Here is a 25,523-nt window from a genome sequence, read left to right on the forward strand (position 1 = left end):
GCTGGACATTCCGGTGACGGCACGACGAAGCGGACGTATCCTGCTGTCGGAAGCAACGGCGGTTCCGAACACCCTTCGCCACGTTCACCGTCGTGGCGTCCCGCCTCTGCGACGAAGAGTCCCACCGTGACCGAACACCTGATCGAGTACGTCGCCCGTGACCGCACGGGCATCACCGCCGTCGTGACGACCACCAGCGTCATCGACGTCGACACCGTGATCCAGCACATCAGCTCGGGCCACACCGGCTACTACGTCGCCGCCGACTCGTGGAAGCGGACACCGGTCCGGAGCATGTCGTTCATCGGCGGCACCTACCTGTTCGCGAACTGGGACGGCTCGAAGCGGAACATGCTGCACGACCTGGCGTACCGGTCGCCGACGCGGGCGGTGCAGACCGCGGAGGTGCCGGAGTCCCGCTTCGCGCGGTTCCTGAGCGCAGTGTTCGGTCGCCGGCTGCCGCAGCCCTGACCCCCGAGCGCTGCTGGCGCTGGCGTCGGTGTCGGCGCGGTGTCGACGCGGAACGACGTCCTCGATGTCGTGCGACGACGAGGACGTCGTTCCGAGTCGACGAGCGCCCCCTACTGCTCCCCGTCCTCTTCCGGGTTGAAGTGCGAGTCGTCCCCGACGTGCCCAGCGGCCAGGCCGTCCGGGTCGTTGGGGATGGTGTTGTCGTCGCCGAGCCCGCCCGGCTTCTCGGTGCCCTCGGAGTCGTTCACGGGGGCCTTGGTGTCGTCGTCGTGCGTGTTGCTGCTGTCGGTCATGGTCTGCTCCAGTGCAGTGGTCGAACCGAGGGCGACGCCCCCGGCAGGTGCTGACCTCGGACGCTACGTGTCGCTGCTCGGAATCAGGTGACACGGCGCCGCGCGCTCGGTAGATTGTTCAACAACCCGTGACGACAGGGAGTCCCCGTGACGACGATCGACCTGAACAGCGACCTCGGCGAGGGCTTCGGCGCCTGGACCATGGGCGACGACGCCGCGATGCTCGACGTCGTGTCGAGCGCGAACATCGCTTGCGGATTCCACGCCGGCGACCCGACGATCATGCTCGCCACCGCCCGCGCCGCCGCCGAGCGCGGTGTCGCCATCGGGGCGCACGTCGCCTACCGCGACCTCGCCGGCTTCGGTCGCCGACCGGTGCACGTCACCGCGGACGAACTCCACGCCGACGTCGTGCACCAGCTCGGCGCGATGGCCGCCACGGCACGGGTCGCCGGAACAGCGGTCACCTACGTCAAGCCCCACGGCGCCCTGTACAACACCGCGTGCGCCGACCCGGTCCAGGCCGAGGCCGTGGTCCGGGCGATCGCCGACGTGGACGGCTCGCTGGCGGTGCTCGCGCTGCCGGGTTCCGAACTCCTGCTCGCCGCCGAACGCCACGGGCTCCGTGCGGTGGCGGAGTCTTTCGCCGACCGCGCGTACGAACCCGACGGCTCCCTGGTGTCCCGCAGCAAGCCGGGCTCCGTGCTCCACGACCCGGACGAGGTCGCCGCCCGGGTCCTCCGCATGGTCACCGAGGGCGTCGCGACCGCCGTCGACGGCTCCGAGCTGCGGGTCCGCGCCGACTCCGTCTGCGTCCACGGCGACTCCCCCGGTGCCGTCGCGATGGCCCGTGCGATCCGAGCGACCCTGACCGAGCACGGTGTCACGATCGCGCCGTTCGCACCCGCCGCACCGTGACCGGCGTGGACTTCCGGCCCGCCGGCCGCGCCGCCCTGCTCGCCACCTTCGACTCCCTGCAGCAGGTCGTCGCGTTCCGTACGGGGCTGGCCGAGGCTCGGCTGCGGGGCCTGACCGAGGTCGTGTCGGGCGCACGGACGCTGCTGCTCCGCTTCGACCCGGCGACGACCGACGCCACACGGCTCCGCAGCGCACTCGAACGGGTCGCACCCGCCACCGACGCCGATGCGGCGAGCGCCGCGGACCCCCTCGTCATCCCGGTGGTCTACGACGGCGAGGACCTCGACCAGGTCACCGCCCTGACGGGCATGGACCGCGACCGGTTGATCGCGTGGCACACCGGCCAGCTCTGGACGAGCGCGTTCTGTGGCTTCGCCCCGGGCTTCAGCTACCTCACCGGCACCGAACCGTCGCTCGACCTGCCACGCCGGAGCGCGTCGCGCACCGCTGTGCCGAGCGGCGCCGTGGCCCTCGCGGGCGAGTTCAGCGCCGTCTACCCTCGCGTCTCCCCCGGCGGCTGGCAGCTCATCGGCCGCACCGACGTGCCGATGTGGTCGCTCGACCACGAACCGCCGGCACGGGCACCGGCCGGCACACGGGTTCGGTTCGTCGACGCGGGTGCGGCATGAGTGCGCTGACCGTCCTGCAGGTCGGCTTCGGCGTGGCGACGCAGGACCTGGGACGGCCGGGCTTCAGCGACATGGGGCTCGGTGCAGCGGGCGCCGCCGACCGGGGGTCCGCAGCACTGGCCAACCGGCTGGTCGGCAACCGTCCGGATGCGGCTGTCCTGGAGGCCCTGCTCGGCTCCGTCACGCTGCGCGCCGACGCGTACGTGGTCGCCGCCACCGCCGGGGCCGCCTGCCCGGTCGAGATCGAGCGGGCAGACGGCCGGGTCCGCGGAGCGGCCTCGCACGAGGTCCTGATGCTCACCCCGGGCGACACGCTCCGGATCGGTACCGCCACCACCGGGCTGCGCTCGTACATCGCGGTGCTCGGCGGGTTCGCGGTCGAGCCCGTGCTCGGCAGCCGCTCGTGGGACGCACTCGCACGCCTCGGGCCGCCCCCGTTGTCGTCGGGCGACGTCCTGCCGATCGGCGATGCCCGCGCCTCGTGGCCGATCGTCGACGCCGTCCCGCAACCCGACGAGCGCTGGCCGGACGACCCCGTGGTGCTCGAAGCGACCGCCGGACCCCGCGACGACTGGTTCGCACCGGGGTGGCGCGACACCCTGACCGGCCAGGACTTCACCGTCGGGTCGGACAGCGACCGCGTGGGTGTCCGCACCACGGCCCCGCAGCCACTCGTCCGCGCCGTGACGGTCGAGTTGCCGAGCGAAGGGGTCGAGACCGGATCACTGCAGGTCCCGCCGGAGGGCTTCCCGGTGCTGTTCCTCGCCGACCACCCGGTGACGGGCGGCTACCCCGTCGTGGCGGTCCTCACAGCGGAGTCGGTCGACCGTGCGGCGCAGCTCCGTCCGGGCGACACCATCCGCTTCCGGCTCGTCGGGTGACGGCGGGCCTGCACACCGATCCGGAACAGGTCGGCGCCGCCGCGGGTTGAGTCGGACACTGCCGACCAGTTGCGTCGGACTGCCGACGAAAGGTGCACCACATGTCGATCACCGTCCTGCTCGATGTCCAGTTCCGGAGCGACGTCCCCACCGACACCGTCGAGGCGGCGATCCGCGAGACGCTCGCGCAGACCCGCGCCTTCGACGGCTGCGAGTCCCTCGAGGTCCTGGTCGACGACGCCGACCCGACGCGCATGGTCGTCGTCGAGTCCTGGACGAGCGGGGCCGCCCACGACGCCTACGAGGCGTGGCGGGCGACCCCGGACGGTGCCGCAGCGATCGGGCCGATCGTCGCCGCTCCGCCCGTCGCGCGGACGTTCGAGCGGACGATCGCGCTCGGCTGACCGGGTGTGGGTCAGCCCGTGTACTCGTACGTGCTGACCCAGTCGATGTTCAGGTGCCCGGCTGCACCCCAGTTGCCGACCTGGAACATGTACCGGTGCGCGGTCTTCGGCACGTTCGACGTGACCGTCTTGATCACCTTGCCGTCGAGCAGGTACTGCACCGACTTACCGGGGATCCACTCGACCGAGTAGACGTGCCAGCTGCGCCAGGTCACCCCGGTGCTCATGCTCGTCGAGTTCGCCTCCTGCCCGGCGACCATCGAGTGGTGGTGGAGCATCGGCGAGCCCTCGAAGTTCGCCTCCGGGTAGTCGATCTCGCCGTCCGACCAGACGTCGGACGACGGCCACAGCATGAACGCCGCACCGTTCCCGTCGCCGCCGGTGGCCTTCGCGCGGACGCTGAACTTGCCGCCCACGTGCGACCACGCGCCGTTCGGGGTCCCGAAGGTCCCGGCGGCGCCGTGCTTGCCGTCGAGCGTGACGTCCATGGAGCCGTCGCGGGCGCTGACCTGCGAGCCCGAGTAGTACGTGCCGCCGGTCCCGTCCGGGTAGGGCTGCCACGAGTTCGCGTAGGTCTTCGCGAACGGTCCGTTCGCCGACGCCGCCTTGCTGAAGTTCTCGACGAAGGTCTGCTTGAACTTGCCGACGTTGCCGACCGGGGCGGTGACCCCCGCGTAGGCAACGGTTCCCGCTCCGAGCGGTGCCGCCACGACGACGGCTCCGATGAGTGCGGCGATGAGTGCTGTCCGCCTGATCCTGCGGTGCTGCATGTGTCACTCCCTGCTGTGACTGGTGGCACCCGTTCCCCTCGGGTACCCAGCCGGATCTCGGCTGCGCACCGAGGCTAGGTGCGTTCTGCAACCGATGCAGGGGGTTGACAGCAGCACGCCGAACCGGCGACCATGCGCCTCGTTCGAGGGTCAGCGTGCGGCGTGCTCGCGTGCTTCCATGGCGTCCCAGGCGAAGCTCGCGAGCCAGTGCGTGGAGTAGTACTCCTCGCCGACACTGGCGGCCAGACCCGAGGCCAGCAGCCGGTCCGCCGCCTCGTCGAGCAGGCTCGCGAGCCCGTCATCGTCGAGCTCACCGGCGCGCAGGGCGTCCGCGATGCGCCGGGCCGATCCCGCTCGCGACAGGTCGAGCCCGAACAGGTGCACCTACCTGCTGCGGGTCGTTCTCGTCGCGGACCACGGTCGACTGCAGGATCGCATCGCCCGACCGCACCTGGGCGAAGAAGCCGTCCGACCACGTCGCGAACTCGGCCGGGGTCAGCACTGCCCGCATCAGGTCGGCCTCGGCCAGCCCGGCCGACAGGAAGTCGTGTCCGCTGCGCTCCCAGGCGAACGGCCAGCCGGCGTCCTCGCCGAACCACTCGCGCGCGGCACGCTCCACCGTCGCGGCGAGCTCGTCGCGCCCGAGCGACCGTGCGGCCTCGAGCACGAGCAGCAGCCCGAAGGCCGAGTTCGAGTGCACGCCGTGCCGGACGGGGTGGGCGGCGCCGTCGACCCAGCGGGTGACGAGGTCCTCGAGCACGTCGACGACGGGCACGAACCCCGGGGCGAGCTCCCGGATCGCCGGGACGTCCGACGCGGAGACCTCGGCGGCGAGCTTCGCGAGCCAGGCCCACCCGTAGGGGCGCTCGTAGTGCGGCGTCGTGTGGAAGTAGGCGGCTTCCGTCGCCAGGTGATCCGCGCTCAGGTGGGCCCGCAGGATCGTGGTGAGCCGGGCCTCCAGGTCGGCCGACAGGCCGTGCGCGACCAGACGCGCTGCGAGCCAGTGCATGTGCACGGACGAGTGCCAGTCGTAGGACGTCGCGAAGGCGGGGTGCAGCTCGACCGGCAGTGCCCGGTCGTCCGGTCCGGACGTCGTGTGGTGCGCCGCGTACGGGTACTCGCGCGTGGTGTTCTCGGCAGCGACGGCCGCGAAGCGGTCGGCCCAGGCGGCCCGGGTCAGGTCGAGCGGGGCAGCATCAGAAAGCGACAAGGTACATGACTCCCATGTTGACGACGAGCAGGATGGCGGCGGTCGGGATCTGCGCCTTGATCGGGCCGTACTTGTCCCGCATCTCGAGCAGGGCAGCCGGAACCAGGTTGAAGTTCGCGGCCATCGGCGTCACCAGCGTGCCGCAGAAGCCGGCGAGCATGCCGATGGCGAAGATCGCGGCGGGGTTGCCGTCGAAGCCCTGCACCAGGACGGGCCATCCGATCGCGGCCGTCATGATCGGGAAGGCGGCGAACGCGTTGCCCATGATGATCGTGAAGAGCGCCATGCCGAGGCAGTAGACGACCACCGCGGCGATCAGCGAGCCGCCGGGCAGGATCGACTTGATGATGGTGCCGACGGCATCGCCGACCCCGGCCTGGGTGAAGACGATGCCGAGGGTGGAGAGCATCTGCGGCAGCAGCGCTGCCCACCCGATGGCCTGCAGCAGTCGACCGCCCTCCCGGATGGGCGTCGCGATCCTCGGCGGACGCAGGACGAACACCGCGACGACGACGGCGAGCACCGAACCGATGCCCAGGCCGGTCAGCGTCGCACTGCCCTCGGCGAGCAGGGGCGCACCGCCGATCGAGACGAGCGGCCCGAGCGTCGCGACGAGCACGGCGACCACGGGCACGACCAGGGCCGGGATGAAGAGCTTGTTGCTGAACCGGGTGGCGAACGCCGCGCGTTCGTCGGGGGTCGTGGTGGCGAGGACGCTCGTGCTGGCGGACGGCTTCGTGGCGGCGGCGGTGGGTTCGGCCGGGCCGGTCTCCGCCCCTGTGCCGGCACCGGGGATGCTGGCGACCCGTGTGCGGCTGGTCGTCCCGGTGAACCCGAGTCCGGCGAGCGCGACCATCACCAGGACGGCGACGCCGAGCACCCACGACGGCGCGGTCTTCGCGGCGACGAACGTGCCGTAGAAGAACGAGACCCCGAGGATCCCCCAGAACGCCGCGTTGCCGAGTCGCTTGGCGTGCGACGTGTCCGTGACGATGAGGACGGCCACCGCGATGAAGAACGCGCCGATGAGCCAGTAGAGCCATTCGCTGGTGATCACGCTGCAGCTCCCTGCGTCGGGGCGTCGACGCGGGCGTCGGCGGCCATCTTGTCGAGCGTGCGGTCGAACAGCAGCAGTCGCGTGCCGTGGACCAGGAGCGCGGCGATGCCCGTCGGGATCGCCCACAGCGCCAGGTCGATGGGCTCGAGCGACAGACCGTAGGTGGCATCGACGAAGGTCGTGATGAGCAGGATCGAGCCGACGGCGACGAACACGTCCTCGCCGAAGAAGACCCCGACGGTGTCGGACGACGCCGAGTAGCCCTTGATCTTCTCGCGCATCCGCTCGTCGATCCGGCCGTACTTCTTGATCGCCGCACCTTCGGCCATCGGGTGCACGAGGGGCCGCACGGTCTGCGCCGGCCCGCCGATGCTGGTCAGGCCGACCGCGGCCGTGACCTGCCGGATGGCCAGGTAGCCCGCCAGCAGACGACCCGTCGTGAGCTTGTCGAGCTTCGCGATCAGGCGCTTGGCCTGGTCCTGCAGCCCGTAGCGCTCGATCAGGCCGATGACGGGCAGGACGAGCGCGAAGGTCGTGACGGACCGGCTCGACGCGAAACCGTCGCCGAACGCAGTGAGGATGCCGACGGGACCGATCCCGCCGATGGCCGCGGTGACGATGCCCGCGACGGTCACGACGAGCAGCGCGTTGATGCGCAACGCGAACCCGATGATGACGACGGCGACGCCGATGAGGACGAACATGCGGGACAGTCTGGCCCGCATTGTTCAACAATCGCAAGAGGCTGTTCTGCTCTGTAACACGACGGTCACACGGTGCGAGGTTCGCACCTGCGACGCCCGAGGCCGTGTCAGGATCGGGACATGACCCGAACCGTCAGTGGTGCCGACTCGACGGCCGATCGGCTGCGCACCATGATCGCGTCGGGCGAGTTCTCCCCCGGGGCGCAGCTGTCCGAGGAGCGGCTGAGCGACCAGCTCGGGGTGTCGCGGAACACGCTGCGCGAGGCGTTCCGGCTGCTCGCGCGCGACCGGCTCGTCGAGCACGTCTTCAACCGCGGGGTCTTCGTGCGACGCCTCTCCGCCGAGGACGTCACCGACCTCTACGCCGCCCGGCGGGTACTGGAGGAAGCCGCGGTGCGGGCGTGCACGCCGACGTCACCGGCGCTCGACGCTGCGGCCGCCGCCGTCACGACTGCGCGGGACGCCGCCGCCGCGGGCGACTGGGGCACCGTCGGCACCGCAGACATCCGGTTCCACGCCGAGCTCGTGCGCGCGGTTCCGAGCACACGGATCCACGGGCTGATGGACGGACTCCTCGCCGAGATGCGGCTGGCGTTCCTGACGGCCGACGACCCGGCGTCGTTCCACGCCGAGTTCGTGGAGCGGAACGAGGCGATCGTCGTGGCGCTGCGCGCCGGCGACCAGTCCAGGGCCTCAGCACTGCTGGCGGACTACCTCGACGATGCGGAGCGGACGCTGCGGGTCGCCGCGGGCGCGGCAGGCTGACGGGAGGCCCGGTGCGGGTCGTTCCTGCGGGCTCGCGCCGCCGCGACTAGCGCTGGTACCGGCCGAGGCCGCGCTTCTTGTCGCGGAGCGCGACGGCGAGCATGCTGCCGCCGAGCACGAGCCACAGGACAGCCATGATCGTGCGGAAGACACTCGGATCGATGACCGCCAAGACGCTCCAGAGCACCCCGACCGCGATCCACACGACGCCGACCCAGACGGGCGGCCGCCCGAAGGTCGCGCGGAGGAACCGGTTGTCGCTGCTCATGGGCTGAACCCTACGCCCGGTCGTGCGATGAATCAGCCCCCGACGAGCGCCTTCACCGCGTCGATCACGATCTGCCGGCGTCGCGCAGGTGCGACCGCCGCGACCAACGAGCCGTACTCGGGGGAGGTCGAGCTCCAGAACGCGGCGAGGTGCATCACCAGGCCCAGCAGCACCGCCGGCCGGTAGCTGCGCGGCAGGGCCCCGGCGCGCTGGGCGTGCTCGACCGCGGCGACGGCCTCGGCGTTGCTGGCGATGACGGCTTCGAGCGCACCGCCGCTCCCCCGCTCGAGGCGGTGCCACGTCGCGAGCCGCTCTGCCCAGGGCCGCCGGACGTACGAATCGTGCAACCGTGCCGCCCACTCGGCGAGGTCGTCGGTGTCGACGGGGACCTCGTCGAACGTCTCTGCGACGGTCTGTGCGACGAGGGAGTCGAACAGCCCCTCCTTGCTGCCGAAGTAGTGGAAGATCTGCGCCTTGTTGCTCGACGCCGCCGCGGCGATCCGTTCGATCTTGGCGCCGACGAGCCCAGCCGCTGCGAACTCGTCGCGTGCTGCGAGCAGGAGTCGTGCGCGCATCGCGTCGGCGGGTGGGGGCGTGAAGCGTGCCATGCAGACAACCGTATCGACCGAGTCGGCACCGCGGAGTCGGACGGCCGCGATGCTGTGCCGATCAGGCGCGCTTTCCCTGAACGACCCCCCTCAGGACGAGCCCCACCGCCAGCAGGACGCCCGCGACCACCGATCCCTGGACCAGGTCGGAGAAGCCCTGGCGCACGTCGGCGTTCCAGAAGAGGACCACAGCGATCAGAGCTGCGGCCAGGCCGAGCACGATCGACCGGTCTCGCAGCCCCCCGCCGGAACGACTGACGACGGCATCGATCGCCACGAGCGGGACGGGGAGCAGCGCGGCGAGTGCAGTCGATCCTCCGAACACCGCGGTTCCCACGAGGGCGCCCGCGCCGAGCCCGATCGCCGCACGCACCCAGTTCACCCGGCGCACGCTGAGGGTCGGTGGAGCGCCCCTCCTGCCCGACGCGAGCAGGAGGGTGAGCAGACCGAACGCCCCCAGGACGAGCAACGTCGAGCCGACGTCCCACGAAGCAAGGTCCGGGCCGCCGACGATCGTGACTCCGAGGCCGAGGGCACCGAGGCACGCGGGTGGCACCCACGTTTCAGAGATCGTGCGGTCGCGCGATTCCTTCCGTTCCACCCGACGAACATACCGCCGAATCCGACCCTTCGGTGTGTGAAACATCAGTACTGTAGTGAGCGAGGGAGGCCCCGTGTCCATGCTCGCCACAACCTGCGTCGTACTCGTCGCTGGTGGCTGGCCACTTGCAGTCGCAGCCGGAGCGGCCGGACTTTCCGCTTCGGGGTTCGCGGGCACAGTCGACCCGAAGAGCAAGGCCGCCCCGGCCGCCTTCTTGATGTGCGTCGCAGCGATCGGCCTGGCGCTGCTCCTCCACCAGATCCGCGCCTGAGCGGTGATGCGTTGCGCAGGGGATCGACTTTCCCGCGCGGAGAACGGCGCCGCGCACGAATCCCCCGCAAATGGGCAAGAATGCGTCCCGCGATCCTCCCTAGGCTCATGACAAGCGCACCACCACGCCGCAGATCCGCGGCTGACCCAATGACGGGAGGTTCGACATGTCACAGTTCGTCCAGGAGTTCACGCAGGGCGCCATCGTCGGAGAACCCGAGGTCGTCGAGGACAGCACGTCGGTGCGCGAGGTCGCCGAGCACCCCGCGTGGACGCGGCTGAAAGCCGCTGTCGTGTCGTTCCGTGCGTTGCAGACGGCCGACGGCTCGATACCCGACCACGCGGACCACACGACCGCTTCCGAGCACCTGGCCACGATCCTCCCGGCCATTGCCGAACTGGCCCCGTTCTTCCCGCACGATGCGGCGTACCTCGCTGCACTGCAGCGCGACTTCGCACGCTGGGAACGCGACGGTTTCGGCGTTCCCGACTTCCTCGACGCACTGAACGAATTCCAGCCGCAACAGCACCGCGTCGACGGACTCGGCCATCTGGTCGTCTTCCCGATGGTGACGCAGAACGGCAGTTCCTCGCGGCTCGTCGAAGCCGTCCTGGTCGAGGTCATCTGGCCGGAGTTCATCGCGGAACTCGAAGCGGGCGACTACAGCAACAAACTCTTCGTCGCACTGCGGTTCGTCGACTTCACGCCCGGGTACGACACGAACTCGGCGGTGCTGTTCCCCGAGACGGTCGCGATGCGCGAGATCCCGACGTTCACGTGGGGTGCGATCTTCCAGGACCGCGAAGCCGCTCGCTACCGCAGAGTCGTCCGTGCCGCTGCGGAGATCACGAAACTGGCACTGCCTGACGACGCTGCAGCGATGCTCGACGACCAGGAGCTGACGGAACAGGTGTTCGTGATGTGGGACCTCATCCACGACCGATCGCACATGCGCGGGGACCTGCCGTTCGATCCGTTCATGATCAAGCAGCGGATGCCGTTCTTCCTCTACTCGCTGGAAGAACTGCGTTGCGACCTGACGGCGTTCCGGGAGTCCGTACGGCTCGAACGTGCACTCTCTGCATTGCCGGATGCAGATCTCGACGAAGCGCAACGCGCGATCCGCGACCACGCCCGCCTGGTGCAGTACGCCGTCGTCTTCGACCGCATCTTCCGGTTCGCGATCACCGGCAGCCGTGTCCGGAACTACGACGGACTCGGCGGGCAGTTGTTGTTCGCGTGGATGCACCAGCACGATGTCCTGCACTGGACGGACACGCAGCTCACCATCGACTGGGATGCGGTGCCGGACGTGATCATCGCGCTCAGCGATCAGATCAACGAGCTGTACCGGCGGTCGATCGACCGACCGAAATCGGCGCACTGGCTCGCTGCCTACGAGATGCTCACCCGGACGCTCACGCCGCACCCGGCATCGAGATGGGCGCGGGGACTGCCGGAGGAAACGCTCGCCGGAACGCCCAAGGGGTACACCGACGCAGTGATGGACGACGAATTCCCGCTGTCGATGTTCTACGAAGCGCTGAACAAGAAGATGGCTGCGGTCATCGCTTCGACCGCCGGCATCACCGGTTCGTCGTCGGATGCTCCGTCCGCTGATCCGTCCGTTCCGGACGTCGCCGCGTGAGCGCTCGGCCCCTGTCCGGTCGCACGGTGCTGGTCGCGGGCGCGACCAGCACCAGCGGCGCGGCGGTCGCGCGCGCACTCACCTCCGCCGGGGCGGCCGTCGTCGCGGTCGGCACCAGACCCGACGCACTGGAGGCCCTGCACGCCTCCGTCCCGGGCGTCACGACCCACACGTGCGACCTCGCAGACCTCGGGGCGGTCACCGCGCTCGCGGCTGCGGTCCGCGAGGCGTCGGGACCGGTCGACGGGCTGGTCCACCTGGTCGGTGGGTGGCGCGGGGGCGGCGGCATCGCCGGCCAGTCAGACGAGGACTGGGACTTCTTCGACCGAGCGTTCCGCACCCTCCGGAACACCACGCGGGTGTTCTACGACGACCTGGTGGCGTCGCCGGCCGGACGGCTCGCGTTCGTCTCCTCCACCGCGGTCGACTCCCCCACCGCGGGTGCCGCGAACTACGCCGCCGCCAAGGCCGCTTCCGATACTTGGGTCCGTGCCGTCGCACAGGGCTTCCGGAAGGACGCACCGGACTCGGCGGCAGCCGCCGTGTTCGTCGTCGGCGCGCTGGCCGGTCTCGAAGAGCGCCTCGGCGACGAGGTCGTGCGGCTCTGGACGGCACCGCCGGCCGACGTGAACGGCGCCCGCCTCCCGCTCTCCCTTTCCTTAGGATGAACCAGTGACCCTTCGACTCCACGACCTGGACCTGCGGGGCTTCGCCTCGGACAACTACGCCGGCGTCCACCCCGAGGTCCTCGACGCGATCGCCGCGGCCAACGAGGGCCACCAGATCGCGTACGGCGAGGACGTCTACACGGCCCGTCTCAACGAGGTGATCGCCGACCACTTCGGTTCGCAGGCGCAGGCGTTCCCGGTGTTCAACGGGACCGGCGCCAACGTCGTCGGGCTGCAGTCGATGCTGCCGCGATGGGGTGCCGTCGTGTGCACGAGCACCGCGCACATCCACACCGACGAAGCGGGCGCTCCCGAGCGCATCGGCGGGATCAAGCTGCTGCCGGTCGAGACCCCGGACGGCAAGCTCACCCCCGAGCTCATCGACAAGGAGGCCTGGGGCTGGGGTGACGAGCACCGTGCCCAGCCGCTCGTGGTGTCCATCACGCAGACCACCGAGCTCGGCACCGCCTACACGGTCGACGAGATCCGGGCGATCGCGGACCACATCCACCCGCTCGGCATGACGCTGCACATGGACGGTGCTCGGATCTCCAACGCCGCCGCGACCCTCGGGCTCCCCCTGCGTGACTTCACGACCGACGCCGGTGTGGACGTGCTGAGCTTCGGCGGCACGAAGAACGGCATGCTCTACGGCGAGGCGATCGTCGTGCTCAACCCCGACGCGTCAGAGGGGCTGCACTACCTGCGCAAGATGAACATGCAGCTGTCGTCGAAGATGCGGTTCGTCTCGGCGCAGCTCATCGCGCTGCTGTCCGACGACCTGTACCTGCGCTCCGCCGGGCACGCCAACGCCATGGCCGCTCGACTCCGCGGAGCACTCGAGGCCCGGATCGCCGACGGCAGCATCCAGGGCGTCGGGTTCAGCCAGGAGACCCAGGCGAACGGCGTCTTCGCGACGCTGCCCGCCGGGGTGGCCGAGCGGCTGCGCAAGCACTTCCGGTTCTACGACTGGGACGCCAGCCGCAACGAGGTGCGGTGGATGTGCGCGTACGACACATCCGAGCAGGACATCGACGACTTCGTGACGGCATTGACGCGGGAGCTCGACGCGGCCTGACCTGGGGCCGTTCGTCACGAGACGATGGTCAGGATCCGGTTCCCGAACAGGGCTGCGTAGCGGCTACGACTGCTGACGATGTCCATGAGCGCGGTGGCTGCGGTGTCGTCGACACTCCGGAAAGCGCTGAAGGACGTGAACAGCAGGACGATGCCGGTCTCCCCACCCGTCCAGCCGTACTCTCCCTCCGCGACATCACCGAGGCAGTCGTCGAGGGCGTCGAGGTTCATGCCGAAGGAGTCGGGAAACGTCAGAGCCTGCCCGATCTCGCGCAGCATCTCCCGCTTGCCGTCCCAGTTCGCCGCGTCGAAGCGGAGCACCCGGTATCCCGCTGCCTCAAGCCAACCGACGGTCTCGGCCCGACGCTCCGAATCGTCAGCTCGTCCCACGAACCCATCGCGGGCCATGTCGAAGTCGACGTGCCCCGCGATGATGTCGTGTGTCTTCCACACCGCCACGGCATCACGGTAACCCAGTGCTGTGAGCACGCGAAAGCTGCTCCGCGGAGGCGTACCTAGGAGCCGACGTAGGCGGCGAAGGCTTCCTGGTACGGCTTCGCCTGATCCGGAGTGAGCTTCCCCGTCACCCGGAGGAGCACGTTGCCGCCGACCGTGTCGTACTCGCTCCCGAGTTCCGGTGACTGCTTCAGGATCGATTGGATGTAGTCCGAGCGCGCCTGCGCGTCTGACTGACTTCCCCACACTTCGATCGTTGCGCCGCAATCGGTCCCGGGGCCGTCCGGAGGGCAAGCACCGTGCGAATCGGACAAGACCGTCGCCTGCGTGTAGCCGTTCGGCCGCCCGAGCAGCTGGTTCGAATCTGTCTCGGCGGTCAGCGCGACGACGTCGGTGATGGTCGCGACCTTCGTACGCACCGCGGCAGCGATCGCGTTCGCGGAGAGGTCCTTCTCGAGTGTCGGCGTCGGCGTCGGCGTCGGCGTCGCCGTCGCCGAAGCGGCTGTCGATGAACCCGCGGGACTGGTCCCGTCGGGATGCGCCGCACCGTCCGACCCAGAGCAGCCCGTGAGCACGAGGGCGAGGCTGATGACCGCCGCACCAGTTCCAAGTCGCAACATCATGATTTCTCCTCACAGATACCCGTCGATACTACGGAGAAGGGGCATGCGCTCGAAACCGTCGAGCCGGGCTCGGCCTGATCCAACGTAGAATCCCGTGTGATCTCCGAGCACCCCGAACCCAGCGGCATCCTCCCCGAGGACCTCGACGCCACGCTCCGGGTGCTCGGGCAGATGACCGAGATCGACGAGACGCACCCCGACTTCGTACGGGTGCGTCAGGCCACGGCGAAGATGTTCAAGGCCGTGAAGCGAGCGCACCGGCTCGAGAAGCGCGCGGTCATCGCCGAGGCCGACCGCCTCGTGATCGCCGCCACCGCGACCGGAGCAGCCGACCGGATCGACGACGAGACCCGCGGCGTCCCGATCAGCACCTCGACGACGGCGTCCACCGCCGGCACCCTGCTGAAGTCACGCCCCTGCTACATGTGCAAGCAGCAGTACACCGTCGTCGACGCGTTCTACCACCAGCTGTGCCCCTCGTGCGCGGCGATGAGCCACGCGAAGCGCGATGCCCGGACCGACCTGACGGGCAAGCGGGCCCTGCTGACCGGTGGCCGCGCGAAGATCGGCATGTACATCGCGCTCCGCCTGCTGCGTGACGGCGCCCACACGACCATCACGACGCGGTTCCCCCGCGACGCCGTCCGTCGGTTCACGAGCCTGCCCGACTCGGCCGACTGGATCTCGCGCCTCAAGGTCGTCGGCATCGACCTGCGCGACCCTGCCCAGGTCATCGGGCTCGCTGAGGACGTCGCCGCGGCCGGCCCCCTCGACATCCTGATCAACAACGCCACGCAGACGGTCCGCAGGTCGCCCGGGGCGTACCAGCCCCTCGTCGACGCCGAACTCGCGCCGCTGCCGGACGGCCCGCTGCCCGAGCTGGTGACCTTCGGGCACACGAACGACCAGCACCCGCAGGCGCTCGCCCGCTCAGTGACGGCGCACCCGATCCTCGCGGCCGCCGCAGCCCGGGCCGACGAACTCACCGAGCAGGCGATGGCTCCGGGATCGAGCTCGCTCGAGCGCCTGGCCATGGGCACCGCCATCGACGCCGGTGGCCTCGTGCCCGACCTGCACGACGTGAACTCGTGGACGCAAGCCGTCGACGAGGTCGACCCGCTCGAGATGCTCGAGGTCCAGTTGGCCAACACCACGGCGCCGTTCATCCTCATCTCAAAGCTCCGTCCCGCGATGGCCGCGAGCGAGGCGCACCGCACCTACGTGGTGAACGTCAGCGCGATGGAAGGTGTGTTCGGCCGCGCCTACAAGGGACCGGGGCACCCGCACACGAACATGGCGAAGGCCGCCGTCAACATGCTCACCCGCACGAGCGCGCAGGAGATGTTCGAGACCGATCAGATCCTGATGACGAGCGTCGACACCGGGTGGATCACTGACGAGCGGCCGCACCCCACGAAGGTCCGGCTGGCCGAAGAGGGCTTCCACGCGCCGCTCGACCTCGTCGACGGGGCGGCTCGCGTGTACGACCCGATCGTTCGGGGCGAGGCGGGCGAGGACGTGTTCGGCGTGTTCCTGAAGGACTACAAGCCGAGTTCCTGGTGAGCTCGGTGCTGCCGTGACAGTGCGTCGCCCGACCGGCCCGACGTTCGAGACCAGCCGGACGTGTGGCCGACCACCTCTGCCCCACACCATTGATGTTTCAAGCCGCTCGAGGCTCGTGTAGATTCCAGGACGAGCAGGGGGGCTCATGGGGACCATCCACTACGACGATGAAGCAGCCGGTCGACTCTCACGAGCGGCGACGACGGCGGCGCAGCGGCTACGCGGCCAGGCGGCTGCACGACGCGCGGCTGCGGAGTCAGCCCGGGAAGACTTCGAAGGCGTGTACGCCAAGCGGTTCGACGAGTCAGCGCAGATCGAGGCTGAAGATCGTCCGAGACTCGTCCATGTCCTCGACCAACTCAGCGACCAGGTCGAGCAGGCAACTGCAGCCGCCGAACAGGAAAGTCTGCGACAGGCTGATCTTGCGGCCTGGCAGCATCGTCAGGCGGCACGTGACGAAGCCGCCGCATCATCACCTCTCGGCGTGTTCGGCGTCCCCGGCAGTCAGCAGCTCGACCTGAAGCCGTCCGAGCAACCGGTAGCGCGGCCCGAAGTCTCTGCCTCGTTCGCTCCGAGGGCCAGAACCCGCACCGGGACCGGAACCGGGGCCGGTCGGACCGCAGCCGACCCCGCGGCGCTCCGAGGATTCGCGTCGGACGCCCGCGGACTCGATCTCGCCGCGGGATCCGAGCGCACTGCACTCCGGAATGCTTGGACGAACTTCACATCGACGTGCAGCTGGGTACGCGTCGGCAGCGCGTCATTCCTAAGCGGTTTTGATCACCTCCTTGACGAGAACGGGGAGGACGCCGCCTGGCTCGACCGCATCGCCGACGCTTTCGACCGCGCAGGAGGTCAGGGGACGCTGTCCAACGCAACCCTGGACATCTGCGCTGCGGCCGAGCTGCCCCACAGCATGGCGGCGCTGTTCGACCCAGATCTCACGGCCACCCAAGTCGCCGCCCTGTGGGCGAAGGTCGGCCTCGCACAGGCAGACCGACATGAGCTCGAGGCTCTTCCAGTTGCCGTGCTTCGCCAACTCGGCAACCTTGAAGGCGTGGCGTACTGGGCTCGCGACGCAGCGAACCGGGTGGTCCTCGACGAGTTGATCGACCAGGCGGAACAGCGCTTGAAAGACCTTGGTCACTCGGCAACCTACGACCCGGGCGGGTCGACCTTCGCGACCGAGTTCGAGAACCTGACCGCACTCGAGAAAATCCGAACTGCGAGCAACGACGCGACCAACGAGGGCGAGCGATTCCTGATCTCGCTCCACGATGACGTCGTTCCACCGTTGGCGGCGATCTCGATCGGTGATCTGGACACCGCGAAGAACGTCACCTGGGCCATTCCGGGAATGGCTACCGACACCACCGGCATGACCGGTTGGTCTGACGCGGCACAGAACCTCTACACCCAGCAGGGTCTCACCGGCCCCACCGAGCGCGCCGTCGTCTCCTGGATCGGCTACACCACGCCGCCCCAGCCGGTGATCCAAGGGCAACTGGACTTCGGAGTCCTCGGTTCGAAGTATGCGAAGGACGGCAGCGAGAAGCTGACTGCTGCCCTCCGGGGGTTGGACGCCGCGCGCCAGGACGGCTCCTTCTCGAACAACGTTGTCGCACATTCCTACGGCTCGACGACCGCCGCCTACGCGCTCACGAAGACCGGGGTGCACGTGGACACGTTCACGACGATCGGGTCCGCAGGCATCCCAGACTCCGTCAAGAACGTCAACTCCCTGCACGCGGAGCACGTGTACGCGGGTCAGGCCCAGAACATCTGGGTCCTCGAACCCGGGCGCGGGGATCGCTGGGCGCAGACGGGAAGGCTGAGTCCGACGCACGGTCAGGATCCCACCGCTCCTGCGTTCGGTGCGACCGCGTTCGGCACCGACGGCGTTCCCGGAGACCGCGAGAAGCACTCCGTCGACGATCACAACGTTCTGACGGATGACCACCGCGGCTACCTCGACGCCGACACAGAATCGCTGTACAACATCGGGCAGGCCACAACGGGACACCCTGAGGCGATGACGGAGCAGGAGCCCAAAGGAATGACGTGGTACGAGAAGACCGTGATCGATCAGATGCAGGGGCAACCGTGACGACGAAGCGCTCCCCGCTCAACAGGTCGATCGCGACCGCGGTGGTCCTCGGATGTTCCGCCCTCTTCCTGTCCGGCTGCAGCAACGATCCAGGAGAACCCACCGTGCAACCGTCAGAAGCGAAGCAGTCCGTTGTCGACTTCGTGGAACAGTCCTCGTCAGCAGCCGGCGGGAGCTGGGAGCACCTGAGCGGTCCGGGCGTTCGGGAGTGCGAGCAGCCGAGTGGTGCGACGGGGACGACGTTCGTGTACGTCATGAAGCGAGCGGACACAACGGGCGCCGACGCGAAGACCGACGTCCAGTCGGTGAGCAAGCACTGGCAGGGCCTCGGCATCCAGGTCGAGGAGTACCAGAGCGGAGGCGCGAATCCAGTACCCGGCGTCCGCGGTCGAGGCGGTCCGGTGACCTCGGCGAGCTTCAACGCCTACCCCGGCAATTACCAGATCTCTGCTACCTCCGCATGCTCCGACGGTGTGCCCGACAAGCTACGGTCGGAAAACTGATCGACGCCCGGAAGCCACTGCCCAGACGAAGGTGCGCCGGATCGGCACGAGTCGCAGCCGCCGGGAGGGTACCGACATCTCGGTCTTCGACGGGTTCCGCCAGGCGCTCGCCGCCAACCGTGCCGAGTTCTTCCAGGCCGTCGCCTCCGGTCCGTTCTACGGCTTCAACCGTGACGGCGTGACCCCGTCGGAGCCGGTCATCGCCAACTGGTGACGTCAGGGCATGACGGGCAGTGCCATCGCCCACTACGAGGGAATCAAGGCGTTCTCGGAGACGGACCAGACCGAGGACCTCCGCGCCATCACCGTGCCCGTCCTCGTCCTGCAGGGCGACGACGACCAGGTCGTGCCGTACCAGGACGCCGCGCTGAAGCAGGCCGAACTGCTCAGTGACTCGACGCTCAAGATCTACGAGGGCCACCCGCACGGCATGCTGACGACCCACGCGGACGTGATCAACCCCGACATCCTCGCGTTCATCCGCGGCTGACGCCGCTGACGCTGCGTTCGCAGCGATCCTGACTGGAGGCCCGGTGCAGGTGGGTCGATCGACTCACCTGCAGCGGGCCTCCAGTCCGTTGCCCACCGTGCGCCGGTCAGGTCCAGGGGCCGTCAGCGGTGCCGAGGTGCTCGTGCCCCAGGGGCGTGATCGGCACGACGCCCAGACTGGTGAGACCGACTTGCAGGAGCGCGGCGCGGGACGTCCCGACGCGGCCGATCGCACCCATCCCCTCGATGACGGCGCAGAAGTAGGTACCGAGCGCCTCCGCGTCGGTGTCGGCCTCGATCTCGCCGGCCTCCTGCGCGTCGACGATGCACGCGGTGTAGTCGGCACGGATGGCGTCGAAGGCCTCGGTGACGGTCGCCGCGACCTCCGGATCACGAGCGGAGAGCTCGACCGCCGCGCGGAGCAGCAGTGATGGTGGACCTTGGGCTTCACCATGCTCGACCGCCGAGGACACGAGCTGCGTCCGGATCCGGGCGATCGGGTGCTCGGCCCCCTGCAGGACGGTCTTCACCGCGTCGACGGCCTCCGCGGTGTCGCTGAGGAAGGCCCGCATGAAGAGTTCCTTCTTGCCACCGAACGCGTTGTACAGGCTCTGACGCCCGAGTCCGGTCGCCTCGAGCAGGTCGTCGAGCGACGTCCCCTCGAACCCGCTCTCGGCGAAGGTGCGTCGGGCGCGTTCGATCACGTCGGCCTCGTCGAACTTGCGTGGTCGCGGCATCGGAACTCCTGCAGGTCGGTTGTTGACTGATCCGTCCATTATGACGTACCGTTCTGGATCATTCAGTCAAGAACAAGGAGGACACCATGACCGGTGCACTGCAGGGCAAGACCGCGCTCGTCTCGGGCGGCACGTCGGGGATCGGCCTCGCCGTCGTCCACCGCTTCGTCGACGAGGGAGCGCACGTCTTCGTCACCGGACGACGCCAGGAAGCACTCGACACCATCCGCGAGGAACTGGGCGACGCCGTCACGCCGATCCGCGCGGACACCACTGATCCGGACGACATCGCGACCGTCTTCCGCGCCGTCGCCGAACGGGGGTCGGGCATCGACGCCGTGCACGTCAACGCCGGGATCGGCGAGCTCAAGCCCCTCGCCGACGTCACCGCGGAGGACTTCGAGGCGACCTTCGGTACGAACGTCCGCGGCACCACCCTCACCGTGCAGGGCGCACTGCCGTTCCTGCGCGAAGGATCCGCGATCGTCGTCACCGGGTCGACGGCAGCCTCCGGCACGGAACCGTCGTTCGGGCTGTACGGCGCGTCGAAGGCCGCGATCGCGACCCTGACCCGCACCTGGGTCGCGGAGCTCGCACCGCGACGCATCCGGATCAACACGGTCGTCCCCGGGCCCACCGAGACGCCCGGGCTGAAGGGTCTCGCTCCGGACAACGGCGACGCGCTGTTGGAACAGATGGCCGACGGGATGCCCCTCGGTCGACTCCTGCGTCCGGAGGAGGTCGCCGCCGCAGTCCTCTTCCTCGTGTCCGACCAGAGCTCCGGCATGACCGGAAGCGAACTCCTGGTCGACGGTGGCAGCACCATCGCCTGAACCGGGCCACACGGCGGACGGGAGGCGCGGTGCCAGCTGACACCGCGCCTCCCGTCCGCCCCGCCAAGCGAAGTCCAAGCCGCTTTCCAGACCCTTTTGAGGATCTCGCCTCAGCCCGGATCTACGATGATCTCGTCTCCGGTGAACAGCCGGATCGACGACAACTCGACACCAGGAAGGGGACTCTTCAAGATGGCTGTGACGTTTGATCCTTTCTCCGAGATGGACCGCCTGGCGGGCGCCCTCCTCGGCTCGCGACAGGGACCGAAGCCGATGCCGGTCGACCTGCACCGCGACGGGGACCGCTACGTGCTGAACGCCGACCTGCCCGGCATCGACCCGGGTTCCGTCGACATCGACGTGGACGGGCAGCTGCTCACCATCCGGGCCGAGCGCTCCGCTGCCCAGTCCGTCGGCTCGTGGATCATCCAAGAGCGCCCGCACGGGTCGTACCTGCGCCAGTTCAGTCTCGGCGAGGGCATCGACTCGGCGAACATCTCCGCCCACTACGACAACGGCGTGCTCTCCCTCGTGATCCCGGTCAGCGAGCGCGCGAAGCCGCGCAAGATCGAGGTCGTGAGCGGCACCCCCGCCGGCCAGCAGACCGCGATCGCGAGCTGAACCCGGAGGCGGCGATGCAGCTGGTCGAGGAACTCGTCTTCTCGGACACCGACGCCGACGCGCTGGTCCGCGAAGCCGAGACGATCGTGCACGACGCGTTCGTCCGCGTCCGGGTGGGCACCAGGGTCGAAGTCTCGACCGCGGTCGGGCCGCACCACGGTCGACCGGGAGGAGCCGGGAACATCGAGGCTGCCAGGCCGATGGCCGGGCGTGATCGGTCGTCGGTTACCCCGTGGGCCCGATCGCCTCCGATGCGGCCGAGTCGGACCCGCTGAACTGCAGGACGAGAGCCCCGCTGCCGATGGGCAGCGGGGCTCTCTGCACGCGTCAGGTGGTCACCCGACGGCGACCACCCGGACGTCCCACGGCCCGAGCTCGAGCACGGCACCGGCCGCCAGCGGGGTACCGTCGAGCACGTCGTCCGCCGCCACCGGCACCGTGAACGTGCTCGGCGTCCACGACCAGTTGTGGACGACGTGCACCGTCTCACCGCGGCCGTTGACCGAGCTCGCGACCGACTGTGTGTCGACCTGCGGCTGCCAGCTCGTCGACCCGCTGCCCTGCGCGACCGCCCACCCGGCGATGGCTGCGGCGAGCGCCGGATCCGGAACCGTCCCGACGTAGGTGACACGACCGGCACCGTGCGACCGTGTGGTCACGGCGGAGAACCGTCCGTGGTGCGGGTGGTCGTACCCGACGAGCACGTCGGCGTCGTCGACCAGCAGTCCGTCCGCCCACCGCGTGGCCGTCGCTCCGGCCGGCACGTCGAACCCGTGCGCTGCGGCATCGGCTCCGGCGGACACCGGGATGCGCCGTCCGAGGTTGCTGAACTCGTCGTAGTGCACGCCCGCGGCGACGTCGAGGAAGGCGGGCTTCCGCTCGAGCCGAGCTCGGGCTTCCTCGTCCTCGTACCCGGTGCGGACGCCGACGACCAGGTGCCCGCCGGCCTCGGCGTAGGCGGCGAGCCACTGCAGCTGGGCGTCCGTCGCGATGGTGAACGCAGCGGCGACGAGCACGGGGCGCTCGGCGGCGAAGGACGCCGGGTCACGGTCGAAGACCTGCGACGGGTGCACCGTGTTCGCCTGCAGTCCGGCGTCGAACACCCCACGGGCGAAGGCGTCGTGGACGGTCTGCCACGAGCGCCGGTCGGGCTCCATGCCGTCGCCGAGCGCCGGGTGCTCGTTGAGCGCCCACTTCGACTCGTTCGAGAACAGCAGGGCGACGTCGGCGTGCGGGCGGAGTCCGGCGACCCGGTCCCCCGCGTGCGCGAACTCAGCGCCGATCCGGGCGATCTCCTCGTAGGTGCGACCGGGCTGCTGCGAGTGCGGCAGCACGCCACCCCAGTACGTCTCGACGCCGTAGTGCAGCGTGTGCCAGTGCCAGTACTCGATCATCGAGGCACCGCGGGACACGAGGGCCCAGGCGGCCTGGCGCCACTGCCCCTCGTAGGCCGGTTCGTTCATCCACGAGAAGCCGATGGCCTGCGCGTTCGTCTCGGTGACCAGGAACGGCGCTTGCTTCGACCCGTACATGCGGTCGCCCGAGGCGACGATCGACCAGGCGCCGGACGAGGTCCAGAACTGTGCGGGCTCCTCGGTGCTGGGCAGCTCGAGGGCGTCCTGCATCCGGTAGTACGGGTTGCCGGCGGTGACGTCGAGGGTGCGGGTGAGCACCTCGTCCTCGACGGTCGGCCGCTCGTACGCGATGCACGTGGTCACGAACTGGTCCGGACGCGAGTACTCCCGCACGACCGACGCCTGCCAGGCGATGAAGTCCGTCGTGATCGAAGCCTGGAACCGCCGCCACGCCAGGTCGTACTGCGGCTGCGCGTTGCCGTCCGGCGTCCACAGGTCGGCCCAGGTGGAAAGTCGGTGGGACCAGTACGTCAGTCCCCACTCCTCGTTGAGCCGCTCGACGCTGCCGTAGGTGTGGCGCAGGTGGTCGACGAAGCGCTGGAACACCTCGGGGTTCGCGATGAGCTCGTTGCCCGGTTCGTTGTCGACCTGGTACCCGATCACGGCGGGGTGCTCGGCGTACCGGGCGACGATCTTCCGGATGACCCGCTCGGCGTGGAACAGGAACGCCGGGTGGGCGTAGTCGATCTCCTGCCGAGCACCCCAGCCCATCGCCTCGCCGTCGGTGCGGCGGCGGACGTTGATCTCCGGCACGATGCGGGCGAGCCACATGGGCACGGCGTACGTGGGCGTGCCGAGGATCACCCGGATGCCGTGTTCGTGGGCGGCGTCGAGCACGGGCGCGAGCCACTCGAGGTCGAAGCGGCCGTTCTCCGGTTCCCAGGTGCTCCACACGGATTCGCCGACGCGGATGACCGAGAACCCGGCCTCCTGCATCAGGCGCATGTCCTCGTCGAGCCGAGGGGTCGGCTGGTACTCGTGGTAGTAGGCGGCGCCGAAGAGGACGCGGTCGTGCTGCATGGTGCTGGGTGCTCCGTTCGAGAAGGTGTGGTGGTGGGCGGGCGCGCCGGTCATCCCTTGACCGCCCCCGCGGTCAGGCCGTCGAGCAGCTGCTTGCGGAGGAGCAGGAACACGAGGATCGTCGGCACGCTCGCCAGCACGGCGCCGGCGAGCACCAGGTCGTACGACCGGTTCTCCGACGCGAAGATCGCGTTGAGTCCGAGGGGCAGCGTGTACTGGCTCGAGTCGGACAGCAGGACCAGCGGCCACTGGAACGAGTTGTAGCTCTGCAGGAAGCTCCACACAGCGAGGGCGCCGAGCGAGGGCCGCAGCAGCGGGAGCACGACCCGGCGGAACGTGCCGAACTCGGAGTTGCCGTCGATGCGGGCCGCCTCGATGAGTTCGTCGGGGATCGCCTGCACGATGAACTGCTGCATCATGAAGATGCCGAACGCCGGCGCCACCCAGGGCACGACGAGTGAGAACCACGGGTTCGTGAGTCCCGACTTCACCACCAGGATGAAGAGCGGCACGAGGATCACCGCGAACGGCACCGAGAGCGACGAGAACATCACCGCGAACAGGATCCGCTTGCCCCGGAACCGGAACTTCGCGAACCCGTACCCGGCCATCGCGCAGACGAACACGGACACGACGGTCGCGATCAGGGCGGTGCCGACGCTGATGCCGAACCAGGCCCAGAACGGCTGCGTCGCGAGCAGGTTCGTGTAGTTCTCCCCCGTCGCCGGACTCGGGATGAGCGTGGGCGGCGTCGCGAAGATGTCGCCACGCTGCTTGAACGAGCCGGACAGCGCCCAGAGCAGCGGGAACACGAACACCAGCAGCAGGGCCACGAGTGTGGCGTAGAGCAGACCGCGACGAGCGACCCACCCCTTGGTGCGTGGCGGGCCGGATCGCGGTGCCCGGCTGCCGGCGGTCGTGACGGCCCGGGTGTCCGGGCGGTCGGTGGTGGCGGTCATGCGTCCCTCCCGATGGCGAGTGCGCGGTTGAGGATCTGGCTGACGCCGAACACGATGACGAACAGCACGACACCGGCGGCTGCCGCGTACCCGAACTGCTGCCGTTCGAAGGCGGCGCGGTAGATGAACATGGCGACGGAGAGGGTGGCCTCGCCCGGTCCGCCCTTGGTGAGCAGGTAGGGCTCGTCGAACAGCTGCGCGGCACTGATGAAGCTCGTGACCACGACGAACGCCGTGACCGGACGGATCGCCGGGAGCGTCACGTTGGTGAACTTCCGGAACGTGCCGGCCCCGTCGAGCGACGCGGCCTCGTACTGCTCGGGCGACACGTTCTGCAGTGCCGCCAGGAAGAAGATCGTCAGGTACCCGACCGTCCGCCACAGGAGCACGAAGCCGATGGCGACCTTCGCGAGCGTCGGGTCACCGAGCCAGTCGGTGTTCGGCACCCCGAACAGCGCCTTGAGCGTGGCGTTGAGCAGGCCGTAGTTCGTGTCGAACACCAGGCTGTAGATGAGCGCGATGACGATCGGTGACAGCACCATCGGGATGAAGAACGTCACCCGGAACAGGTCGCGGGCGCGGAGCCCCTTGGCGTTGAGTGCCTGCGCGACCAGCAGCGAGCACGGCACGATGACGAACACGGCGATGAGCGTGTAGATCAGCGAGTTGACCAGAGCGGTACCGAAGCTGGTGTCCCGGAACAGGTTCGCGTAGTTGGACAGGCCGATCCAGTTCGGTGTGCCGAGGCCGACCCACTCGGTGAGTGACAGGTACACGGCGGCGAGCACCGGCACGATCATGAACAGCCCGTACAGCACGTAGAACGGTGCGATGAACAGGTAGGGCGCACTGCCCCCGTTCGTGTTCAGGCGTCGGCGCCGAACGGGCGGATCGGCCGTGGTGGTGGCGGAGACCGGGATGCCGGTGGCGGTTGACGTGGACATCGAGGGTCCT

Annotated in this window: 31 protein-coding genes and 1 pseudogene; 17 read left to right on the forward strand and 15 right to left on the reverse strand. The window is 69.3% G+C overall.

From position 1 onward, the window contains the following. The first annotated feature begins 126 nt into the window (after positions 1-126). Positions 127-471 carry a hypothetical protein gene (locus KZI27_RS16880; RefSeq protein ID WP_222658525.1) on the forward strand — a complete coding sequence of 115 codons (345 nt, stop codon included), beginning with the start codon at positions 127-129 and terminating at the stop codon, positions 469-471. 110 nt (positions 472-581) lie between these two features. Here the strand turns inward: KZI27_RS16880 and KZI27_RS16885 are convergent, their stop codons facing one another. Further along, a complete protein-coding gene (locus KZI27_RS16885) occupies positions 582-764 on the reverse strand; it encodes a hypothetical protein (RefSeq protein ID WP_222658526.1) in 183 nt (60 codons plus the stop codon). A 147-nt stretch (positions 765-911) separates the two neighbouring features. Between KZI27_RS16885 and KZI27_RS16890 the strand changes: the two genes are divergently transcribed. The 4 genes from KZI27_RS16890 (at position 912) to KZI27_RS16905 (ending at position 3,596) form a co-directional block, all read left to right on the forward strand. Further along, positions 912-1,682, forward strand: a complete 771-nt coding sequence (locus tag KZI27_RS16890) for a LamB/YcsF family protein (RefSeq protein ID WP_222658527.1) — start codon at positions 912-914, stop codon at positions 1,680-1,682. Positions 1,683-1,687: 5 nt separating this feature from the next. After that, positions 1,688-2,311, forward strand: a complete 624-nt coding sequence (locus KZI27_RS16895) for a 5-oxoprolinase subunit B family protein (RefSeq protein ID WP_261783949.1) — start codon at positions 1,688-1,690, stop codon at positions 2,309-2,311. Beyond that, positions 2,308-3,192 carry a biotin-dependent carboxyltransferase family protein gene (locus tag KZI27_RS16900; protein ID WP_222658529.1) on the forward strand — a complete coding sequence of 295 codons (885 nt, stop codon included), beginning with the start codon at positions 2,308-2,310 and terminating at the stop codon, positions 3,190-3,192. Before KZI27_RS16895 ends, KZI27_RS16900 begins: the two co-directional genes overlap by 4 nt. Positions 3,193-3,293: 101 nt before the next feature. Beyond that, positions 3,294-3,596, forward strand: coding sequence for a putative quinol monooxygenase (locus KZI27_RS16905; RefSeq protein ID WP_222658530.1), 303 nt, complete (start codon positions 3,294-3,296; stop codon positions 3,594-3,596). A gap of 11 nt (positions 3,597-3,607) precedes the next feature. Here KZI27_RS16905 and KZI27_RS16910 read toward each other — a convergent pair whose 3' ends face one another. From KZI27_RS16910 to KZI27_RS16930, 5 genes are all read right to left on the reverse strand, one after another. Continuing rightward, entirely contained in the window at positions 3,608-4,366 is a 759-nt protein-coding gene (locus tag KZI27_RS16910; protein ID WP_222658531.1) for a glycoside hydrolase family 16 protein, read from the reverse strand. Between the two features lie 150 nt (positions 4,367-4,516). Further along, on the reverse strand, positions 4,517-4,750 hold the full coding sequence (locus KZI27_RS16915) for a DUF2891 family protein (protein ID WP_222658532.1): 234 nt from the start codon (positions 4,748-4,750) through the stop codon (positions 4,517-4,519). Continuing rightward, positions 4,677-5,576 (reverse strand): DUF2891 family protein, encoded by a 900-nt coding sequence (locus tag KZI27_RS16920; protein ID WP_222658533.1) that lies wholly within the window; start codon positions 5,574-5,576, stop codon positions 4,677-4,679. The genes KZI27_RS16915 and KZI27_RS16920 overlap by 74 nt, the downstream gene beginning before the upstream one ends. Further along, complete coding sequence (locus tag KZI27_RS16925; RefSeq protein ID WP_222658534.1) at positions 5,563-6,633, reverse strand: DUF979 domain-containing protein; 1,071 nt, start codon at positions 6,631-6,633, stop codon at positions 5,563-5,565. Before KZI27_RS16925 ends, KZI27_RS16920 begins: the two co-directional genes overlap by 14 nt. After that, positions 6,630-7,337, reverse strand: a complete 708-nt coding sequence (locus KZI27_RS16930) for a DUF969 domain-containing protein (protein WP_123291728.1) — start codon at positions 7,335-7,337, stop codon at positions 6,630-6,632. The genes KZI27_RS16925 and KZI27_RS16930 overlap by 4 nt, the downstream gene beginning before the upstream one ends. 120 nt (positions 7,338-7,457) lie before the next feature. Here KZI27_RS16930 and KZI27_RS16935 point away from each other — a divergent pair, with 120 nt between their 5' ends. Then, a complete protein-coding gene (locus KZI27_RS16935; RefSeq protein ID WP_222658535.1) occupies positions 7,458-8,102 on the forward strand; it encodes a GntR family transcriptional regulator in 645 nt (214 codons plus the stop codon). A 46-nt stretch (positions 8,103-8,148) separates the two neighbouring features. Here KZI27_RS16935 and KZI27_RS16940 read toward each other — a convergent pair whose 3' ends face one another. The 3 genes from KZI27_RS16940 to KZI27_RS16950 form a co-directional block, all read right to left on the reverse strand. Continuing rightward, positions 8,149-8,370 (reverse strand): hypothetical protein, encoded by a 222-nt coding sequence (locus KZI27_RS16940; RefSeq protein ID WP_222658536.1) that lies wholly within the window; start codon positions 8,368-8,370, stop codon positions 8,149-8,151. A gap of 32 nt (positions 8,371-8,402) precedes the next feature. After that, positions 8,403-8,978, reverse strand: coding sequence for a TetR family transcriptional regulator (locus KZI27_RS16945; protein WP_222658537.1), 576 nt, complete (start codon positions 8,976-8,978; stop codon positions 8,403-8,405). Positions 8,979-9,039: 61 nt separating this feature from the next. After that, complete coding sequence (locus KZI27_RS16950) at positions 9,040-9,660, reverse strand: hypothetical protein (RefSeq protein ID WP_222658538.1); 621 nt, start codon at positions 9,658-9,660, stop codon at positions 9,040-9,042. Between KZI27_RS16950 and KZI27_RS16955 the strand changes: the two genes are divergently transcribed. From KZI27_RS16955 to KZI27_RS16970, 4 genes are all read left to right on the forward strand, one after another. Then, positions 9,659-9,850, forward strand: coding sequence for a hypothetical protein (locus KZI27_RS16955; RefSeq protein WP_222658539.1), 192 nt, complete (start codon positions 9,659-9,661; stop codon positions 9,848-9,850). The genes KZI27_RS16950 and KZI27_RS16955 overlap by 2 nt on opposite strands. 166 nt (positions 9,851-10,016) lie before the next feature. Beyond that, complete coding sequence (locus KZI27_RS16960) at positions 10,017-11,498, forward strand: DUF6421 family protein (RefSeq protein WP_222658540.1); 1,482 nt, start codon at positions 10,017-10,019, stop codon at positions 11,496-11,498. Continuing rightward, the gene (locus tag KZI27_RS16965) at positions 11,495-12,166 is read left to right on the forward strand and encodes an SDR family oxidoreductase (protein WP_261783950.1); all 672 of its coding nucleotides are present in this window, start codon (positions 11,495-11,497) and stop codon (positions 12,164-12,166) included. The genes KZI27_RS16960 and KZI27_RS16965 overlap by 4 nt, the downstream gene beginning before the upstream one ends. A gap of 4 nt (positions 12,167-12,170) precedes the next feature. Further along, positions 12,171-13,244, forward strand: a complete 1,074-nt coding sequence (locus KZI27_RS16970; protein WP_222658541.1) for a threonine aldolase family protein — start codon at positions 12,171-12,173, stop codon at positions 13,242-13,244. 14 nt (positions 13,245-13,258) lie between these two features. Here KZI27_RS16970 and KZI27_RS16975 read toward each other — a convergent pair whose 3' ends face one another. Further along, complete coding sequence (locus KZI27_RS16975; protein ID WP_222658542.1) at positions 13,259-13,702, reverse strand: barstar family protein; 444 nt, start codon at positions 13,700-13,702, stop codon at positions 13,259-13,261. 56 nt (positions 13,703-13,758) lie between these two features. Further along, positions 13,759-14,274 carry a hypothetical protein gene (locus KZI27_RS16980; RefSeq protein ID WP_222658543.1) on the reverse strand — a complete coding sequence of 172 codons (516 nt, stop codon included), beginning with the start codon at positions 14,272-14,274 and terminating at the stop codon, positions 13,759-13,761. Positions 14,275-14,418: 144 nt separating this feature from the next. On the opposite strand from KZI27_RS16980, the gene KZI27_RS16985 reads away from it, so the two are divergent. From KZI27_RS16985 to KZI27_RS17000, 4 genes and pseudogenes are all read left to right on the forward strand, one after another. Next, a complete protein-coding gene (locus KZI27_RS16985; protein ID WP_222658544.1) occupies positions 14,419-15,885 on the forward strand; it encodes an SDR family NAD(P)-dependent oxidoreductase in 1,467 nt (488 codons plus the stop codon). 145 nt (positions 15,886-16,030) lie between these two features. Further along, positions 16,031-17,992 (forward strand): alpha/beta hydrolase, encoded by a 1,962-nt coding sequence (locus tag KZI27_RS16990; protein ID WP_222658545.1) that lies wholly within the window; start codon positions 16,031-16,033, stop codon positions 17,990-17,992. Further along, positions 17,989-18,495 carry a hypothetical protein gene (locus tag KZI27_RS16995; protein WP_222658546.1) on the forward strand — a complete coding sequence of 169 codons (507 nt, stop codon included), beginning with the start codon at positions 17,989-17,991 and terminating at the stop codon, positions 18,493-18,495. The genes KZI27_RS16990 and KZI27_RS16995 overlap by 4 nt, the downstream gene beginning before the upstream one ends. 49 nt (positions 18,496-18,544) lie before the next feature. After that, positions 18,545-18,985, forward strand: a pseudogene (locus tag KZI27_RS17000) (alpha/beta fold hydrolase); the annotation flags it as partial. A gap of 106 nt (positions 18,986-19,091) precedes the next feature. On the opposite strand, the gene KZI27_RS17005 reads toward KZI27_RS17000, so the two are convergent. Continuing rightward, positions 19,092-19,721 carry a TetR/AcrR family transcriptional regulator gene (locus tag KZI27_RS17005; RefSeq protein WP_222658547.1) on the reverse strand — a complete coding sequence of 210 codons (630 nt, stop codon included), beginning with the start codon at positions 19,719-19,721 and terminating at the stop codon, positions 19,092-19,094. An 86-nt stretch (positions 19,722-19,807) separates the two neighbouring features. On the opposite strand from KZI27_RS17005, the gene KZI27_RS17010 reads away from it, so the two are divergent. The 3 genes from KZI27_RS17010 (at position 19,808) to KZI27_RS17020 (ending at position 21,450) form a co-directional block, all read left to right on the forward strand. Beyond that, entirely contained in the window at positions 19,808-20,554 is a 747-nt protein-coding gene (locus tag KZI27_RS17010) for an SDR family NAD(P)-dependent oxidoreductase (protein WP_222658548.1), read from the forward strand. A gap of 192 nt (positions 20,555-20,746) precedes the next feature. Continuing rightward, positions 20,747-21,175 carry an Hsp20/alpha crystallin family protein gene (locus tag KZI27_RS17015; protein ID WP_222661462.1) on the forward strand — a complete coding sequence of 143 codons (429 nt, stop codon included), beginning with the start codon at positions 20,747-20,749 and terminating at the stop codon, positions 21,173-21,175. A gap of 14 nt (positions 21,176-21,189) precedes the next feature. Then, entirely contained in the window at positions 21,190-21,450 is a 261-nt protein-coding gene (locus KZI27_RS17020; RefSeq protein WP_222658549.1) for a hypothetical protein, read from the forward strand. Between the two features lie 60 nt (positions 21,451-21,510). Here KZI27_RS17020 and KZI27_RS17025 read toward each other — a convergent pair whose 3' ends face one another. The 3 genes from KZI27_RS17025 to KZI27_RS17035 are packed head-to-tail and all read right to left on the reverse strand — an operon-like array spanning position 21,511 to position 25,513. Further along, positions 21,511-23,664: a beta-galactosidase gene (locus KZI27_RS17025; protein WP_261783951.1), complete on the reverse strand. Its 2,154-nt coding sequence runs from the start codon at positions 23,662-23,664 to the stop codon at positions 21,511-21,513. Next, on the reverse strand, positions 23,661-24,569 hold the full coding sequence (locus KZI27_RS17030; protein ID WP_222658550.1) for a carbohydrate ABC transporter permease: 909 nt from the start codon (positions 24,567-24,569) through the stop codon (positions 23,661-23,663). Before KZI27_RS17030 ends, KZI27_RS17025 begins: the two co-directional genes overlap by 4 nt. After that, entirely contained in the window at positions 24,566-25,513 is a 948-nt protein-coding gene (locus KZI27_RS17035; protein ID WP_110892195.1) for a carbohydrate ABC transporter permease, read from the reverse strand. Before KZI27_RS17035 ends, KZI27_RS17030 begins: the two co-directional genes overlap by 4 nt. Between the last annotated feature and the right edge of the window lie 10 nt (positions 25,514-25,523).

The organism is Curtobacterium sp. TC1, assembly GCF_019844075.1.
Classification (GTDB): Bacteria; Actinomycetota; Actinomycetes; order Actinomycetales; family Microbacteriaceae; genus Curtobacterium.

What these genes read in the sequence shown, in the direction of transcription:
- KZI27_RS16885 (WP_222658526.1), bottom strand. Translation starts at nt 764, where the DNA reads ATGACCGACAGCAGCAACACGCACGACGACGACACCAAGGCCCCCGTG.
- KZI27_RS16900 (WP_222658529.1), top strand. Translation starts at nt 2,308, where the DNA reads ATGAGTGCGCTGACCGTCCTGCAGGTCGGCTTCGGCGTGGCGACGCAG.
- KZI27_RS16905 (WP_222658530.1), top strand. Translation starts at nt 3,294, where the DNA reads ATGTCGATCACCGTCCTGCTCGATGTCCAGTTCCGGAGCGACGTCCCC.
- KZI27_RS16910 (WP_222658531.1), bottom strand. Translation starts at nt 4,366, where the DNA reads ATGCAGCACCGCAGGATCAGGCGGACAGCACTCATCGCCGCACTCATC.
- KZI27_RS16930 (WP_123291728.1), bottom strand. Translation starts at nt 7,337, where the DNA reads ATGTTCGTCCTCATCGGCGTCGCCGTCGTCATCATCGGGTTCGCGTTG.
- KZI27_RS16935 (WP_222658535.1), top strand. Translation starts at nt 7,458, where the DNA reads ATGACCCGAACCGTCAGTGGTGCCGACTCGACGGCCGATCGGCTGCGC.
- KZI27_RS16940 (WP_222658536.1), bottom strand. Translation starts at nt 8,370, where the DNA reads ATGAGCAGCGACAACCGGTTCCTCCGCGCGACCTTCGGGCGGCCGCCC.
- KZI27_RS16945 (WP_222658537.1), bottom strand. Translation starts at nt 8,978, where the DNA reads ATGGCACGCTTCACGCCCCCACCCGCCGACGCGATGCGCGCACGACTC.
- KZI27_RS16955 (WP_222658539.1), top strand. Translation starts at nt 9,659, where the DNA reads ATGCTCGCCACAACCTGCGTCGTACTCGTCGCTGGTGGCTGGCCACTT.
- KZI27_RS16950 (WP_222658538.1), bottom strand. Translation starts at nt 9,660, where the DNA reads ATGGACACGGGGCCTCCCTCGCTCACTACAGTACTGATGTTTCACACA.
- KZI27_RS16960 (WP_222658540.1), top strand. Translation starts at nt 10,017, where the DNA reads ATGTCACAGTTCGTCCAGGAGTTCACGCAGGGCGCCATCGTCGGAGAA.
- KZI27_RS16990 (WP_222658545.1), top strand. Translation starts at nt 16,031, where the DNA reads ATGGGGACCATCCACTACGACGATGAAGCAGCCGGTCGACTCTCACGA.
- KZI27_RS17005 (WP_222658547.1), bottom strand. Translation starts at nt 19,721, where the DNA reads ATGCCGCGACCACGCAAGTTCGACGAGGCCGACGTGATCGAACGCGCC.
- KZI27_RS17010 (WP_222658548.1), top strand. Translation starts at nt 19,808, where the DNA reads ATGACCGGTGCACTGCAGGGCAAGACCGCGCTCGTCTCGGGCGGCACG.
- KZI27_RS17015 (WP_222661462.1), top strand. Translation starts at nt 20,747, where the DNA reads ATGGCTGTGACGTTTGATCCTTTCTCCGAGATGGACCGCCTGGCGGGC.
- KZI27_RS17020 (WP_222658549.1), top strand. Translation starts at nt 21,190, where the DNA reads ATGCAGCTGGTCGAGGAACTCGTCTTCTCGGACACCGACGCCGACGCG.
- KZI27_RS17025 (WP_261783951.1), bottom strand. Translation starts at nt 23,664, where the DNA reads ATGACCGGCGCGCCCGCCCACCACCACACCTTCTCGAACGGAGCACCC.
- KZI27_RS17030 (WP_222658550.1), bottom strand. Translation starts at nt 24,569, where the DNA reads ATGACCGCCACCACCGACCGCCCGGACACCCGGGCCGTCACGACCGCC.
- KZI27_RS17035 (WP_110892195.1), bottom strand. Translation starts at nt 25,513, where the DNA reads ATGTCCACGTCAACCGCCACCGGCATCCCGGTCTCCGCCACCACCACG.